This window comes from Streptomyces sp. NPDC054840 (assembly GCF_053611065.1).
In genome coordinates this window covers 1-3,668 of sequence record NZ_JBSGZP010000713.1, presented here as the reverse complement: position 1 = coordinate 3,668, position 3,668 = coordinate 1, and the positions used below count along the sequence as shown (strand labels likewise).

Below are 3,668 nucleotides of genomic sequence, written 5' to 3'. Positions count from 1 at the left end.
GTGACGTGGAACAGGTAGAGGTCCTTCTCCGAGGCCTTGCCCTGGGCGATCACGGTGTTCCGCAGCCAGTCGATCAGGCCGTTCCAGTACTCCGTGCCGAAGAGCACGATCGGGAAGCGGGTGATCTTCTGGGTCTGGACCAGGGTCAGCGCCTCGAACAGCTCGTCCAGCGTGCCCAGGCCGCCCGGCAGGACGACGAAGCCCTGGCTGTACTTCACGAACATCGTCTTGCGGACGAAGAAGTACCGGAAGTTCAGGCCGAGATCGACGTGCTGGTTGAGCCCCTGCTCGAAGGGAAGCTCGATGCCGAGGCCGACCGAGATGCCGTTCGCCTCGCGGGCGCCCCTGTTGGCCGCCTCCATGGCTCCCGGACCGCCGCCGGTGATCACCGCGAAGCCGGCGCGGACCAGCGCGCTGCCGATCCGCACGCCCGCGTCGTACTCGGGCGAGCCCTCCGGCGTGCGGGCCGACCCGAACACACTGATCGCGGGCGGCAGCTCGGCCAGCGTGCCGAAGCCCTCGATGAACTCCGACTGGATGCGCAGGACCCGCCAGGGATCGGTGTGCACCCACTCGGAGGGCCCGGCCGAATCCAGCAGCCGCTGGTCGGTCGTACTGCCCGCCTGCACCTGGCTGCGCCTCCTCAGCACCGGCCCGAGCTGCTGCTCCTCGGGCCGACGACGAGCGGAACCCTCGGGACTGCCGTGGTTGCCCATGCTGTGCTCCCTCCTGCTGATCGTTGGATCAGGGTAGGCGCACAAAGGTGACGAGAAGCGGAATTCAGGAGGTCAGCCAGGCGCGGAGTCGTTCCTCGCAGTGGAGGATCGCCTTCGTCTCGACGCGTTCGTCGACCTTGTGCGCCAGCAGGGCGTCGCCCGGGCCGTAGTTGACGGCCGGGACTCCGACGGCGCTGAAGCGGGAGACGTCCGTCCAGCCGAACTTGGGCATGGCGCGGCCGCCGACCGCCTCCATGAAGGCCTCGGCGGCCGGGTGGGAGAGGCCGGGGAGGGCGCCGGGCGAGGAGTCGTCGACCACGAATGCGGCGATGTCGCAGTCCGCGAACACCTCCCGTACGTGGGCCAGCGCCTCGGCCTCGGTGCGGTCCGGGGCGTAGCGGAAGTTGACGGTCACCGTGCACGCGTCGGGGATGACGTTGTTGGCGACGCCGCCCTCGATGCGGACCGCGTTGAGGCCCTCGTGGTACTCCAGACCGTCGATGACCGGCTTGCGGGGCTCGTAGGCCGCGAGGCGTGCGAGGATCGGGGCCGCCGAGTGGATGGCGTTGGAGCCCATCCAGCTGCGCGCCGAGTGGGCGCGCTCGCCGGCGGTGCGGAGCAGGACGCGCAGGGTGCCCTGGCAGCCGCCCTCGACCTCGGCGTTCGAGGGTTCCAGCAGGACCGCGAAATCGCCCGTCAGCCAGTCGGGGTGGGCCTCGGCGACCTTCCCGAGGCCGTTGAGGTCGGCGGCGACCTCCTCCTGGTCGTAGAAGACGAAGGTGAGGTCCCGGTTCGGCTCGGGCACGGTCGCGGCGATGCGCAGCTGCACGGCGACACCGGACTTCATGTCGGTGGTGCCGCAGCCCCACAGCACGTCGTTCTCGTCGAGGCGGGAGGGGACGTTGTCGGCGATCGGCACGGTGTCGAGGTGGCCGGCGAGTACGACGCGCTCGGCACGGCCGAGGTGGGTGCGGGCGACGACGTTGTTGCCGAAGCGGTCCACGGTGAGGTGCGGCAGGCCGCGCAACGCGTGTTCCACGAGGTCGGCGAGTACCTTCTCGTCGCCGCTCACGGACGGAATGTCGACGAGCCGGGCGGTCAGCTCGGCGGCGTCCAGGGTGAGGTCCAGCTCGGATTCGGACATGGTCTGACCCTAATGCCCCGGGCTGCGGCGAAGCCTCCCGCGTCCGGCCGGTGGACGCGTCATATGCCTCAAGTACGGTGGGCCGCGTGTCCGAGACCCGTGATCCCCGTCCTCGTCGCCGCCGGCTGCTCCGGGCGGTCGTCGGCCTGCTCGTTCTCCTTGCGGTGATCGGATATTTCGCCGTGCAGCGCGATTCGAACGGTGGCGGCGGTGCCCCGTTCTGCGTGGCCGGCGCGGCCCCGGTCGGCGAGGACGAAACCTCCGAGACGTACGAGATGTCCCCGGAGCAGGCGGCGAACGCGGCGACGATAGCCGCCGTCGGCGTCGCCAAGGGCCTGCCGGACCGGGCGGTGACCATCGCGCTGGCGACCGCCATGCAGGAGTCCGCGCTGCGCAACCTCGACCACGGGGACCGTGACTCCCTGGGCCTCTTCCAGCAGCGGCCGTCGATGGGCTGGGGCACTCCGGCGCAGATCACGGACCCGGTGTACTCGGCCGGGATCTTCTACGACCACCTCGTCGACGTACCGGGCTACTCGCGGCTGCCGCTGACGGTGGCCGCGCAGAAGGTGCAGCGCAGCGGGTTCCCGCAGGCGTACGCGAAGCACGAGCCCGACGCGACCGTGCTCACGGCGGCGTTCGCCGGCGGCGGCACGCTGAACTGCGGCGGTCCCGCACCCACCCGGCCGGGCGACCCGGATCGGGTACGGGCCGACCTGATCCGGATCTTCGGCAAGGACGGGACGCACACCATGTCCCCGCAGGGCGGCGGCCAGGCCGGCCGGAACACCGGCGGCGGGCAGGCCGTACCGGAGCCCGAGGTCACCGTGGTGGAGAAGAAGAACGGTGGCGAGGAGGCGACGCGCCGCAGCCGGGCGATGGCCCACTGGGCGGTGGCCAACGCCAAGGCGATGGGCATCTCCCGGGTGTCGTACGGCCGGCACGGCTGGATCGCGGGCAAGGACCGGGGACGGTGGCAGGACAAGGGCGGCGCGGGGACGAAGGACGCCGCCAAGGACCCGCACTACGCGGGGCCGGGCGAGGTACGGATCTTCATGGCCCGCTGATTTCCCGAGCCCCGCCCGTCCTCGCGGCGGGGCACGCACCGGGGGCGCCCGGGCTGACGTACGAGTGATCACTCCTGCGGGGGGATCCGTGTAGCGGGTCACGGATCCCTGATCGGGACAGAAGCCCTGGTCGGGGCCCTCCGATGCTCTTGTCGCGGAAGCCGATTAAACGATGCGTTACCGATCCTTTACCCACCGGCACCGCAACTCCACCCGCCCCGGAAGCGGTTAGTCATGGCGTACTCAGCCGCTACCGCTAGGAGCAACATGTCTCTCCCCCTGACCCGTCGGATCGCCCGTGCCGCGCTGCTCCTCGCAGCCGGGGCAGCGCCCGTGGTCGGTGCGGCCGGTGCGGCCAGCGCCGCCGGTCTGGAGTCCGTGCCGCAGCTGGGCCAGCTCACCGCCCCCGACGCCGCTTCGACGGCGGACGCGGCCACCGACGCCGTCGGCACCGCCGGCAGCGCCACCAAGGCCCTGCCGGCGCCCGCCGCCGATGTGGCCGGTACCGCGCAGGGCCTGCTCGGCGGGCTCCCCACCACGCAGGAACTGCCGGTGTCCTCCCTGCCGACGGACTCCCTGCCGACGTCTTCCCTGCCGACGGACTCCCTGCCGACGTCTTCCCTGCCGACGGACTCCCTGCCGACGTCTTCCCTGCCGACGTCCGGTGTCCTGCCGGGGGGCCTGCCCGGCGGCCTGCCGCTGGGCGGCTGACGCCGTAGGAAACACCGAGGGGGCCGGGAG

4 protein-coding genes are annotated in these 3,668 nt (G+C 71.6%); 2 read left to right on the top strand and 2 right to left on the bottom strand.

Going from position 1 to position 3,668, the window contains the following annotated elements; translation table 11 throughout:
- Nucleotides 1-716, bottom strand: a 716-nt coding sequence (locus ACWGIU_RS32745) for an LOG family protein (RefSeq protein ID WP_453711742.1), incomplete at its 3' end; no start/stop codon positions are given.
- Between the two features lie 64 nt (nucleotides 717-780).
- A complete protein-coding gene (dapE, locus tag ACWGIU_RS32740) occupies nucleotides 781-1,860 on the bottom strand; it encodes a succinyl-diaminopimelate desuccinylase (RefSeq protein ID WP_453711741.1) in 1,080 nt (359 codons plus the stop codon).
- An 86-nt stretch (nucleotides 1,861-1,946) separates the two neighbouring features.
- Here dapE and ACWGIU_RS32735 point away from each other — a divergent pair, with 86 nt between their 5' ends.
- Nucleotides 1,947-2,927, top strand: a complete 981-nt coding sequence (locus tag ACWGIU_RS32735) for a hypothetical protein (protein ID WP_453711740.1) — start codon at nucleotides 1,947-1,949, stop codon at nucleotides 2,925-2,927.
- Between the two features lie 267 nt (nucleotides 2,928-3,194).
- Entirely contained in the window at nucleotides 3,195-3,638 is a 444-nt protein-coding gene (locus ACWGIU_RS32730; protein WP_453711739.1) for an ATP-binding protein, read from the top strand.
- Nucleotides 3,639-3,668: the final 30 nt, after the last annotated feature.

Coding starts and splice junctions, on each gene's coding strand:
- dapE (WP_453711741.1), bottom strand. CDS start 1,860: ATGTCCGAATCCGAGCTGGACCTCACCCTGGACGCCGCCGAGCTGACC.
- ACWGIU_RS32730 (WP_453711739.1), top strand. CDS start 3,195: ATGTCTCTCCCCCTGACCCGTCGGATCGCCCGTGCCGCGCTGCTCCTC.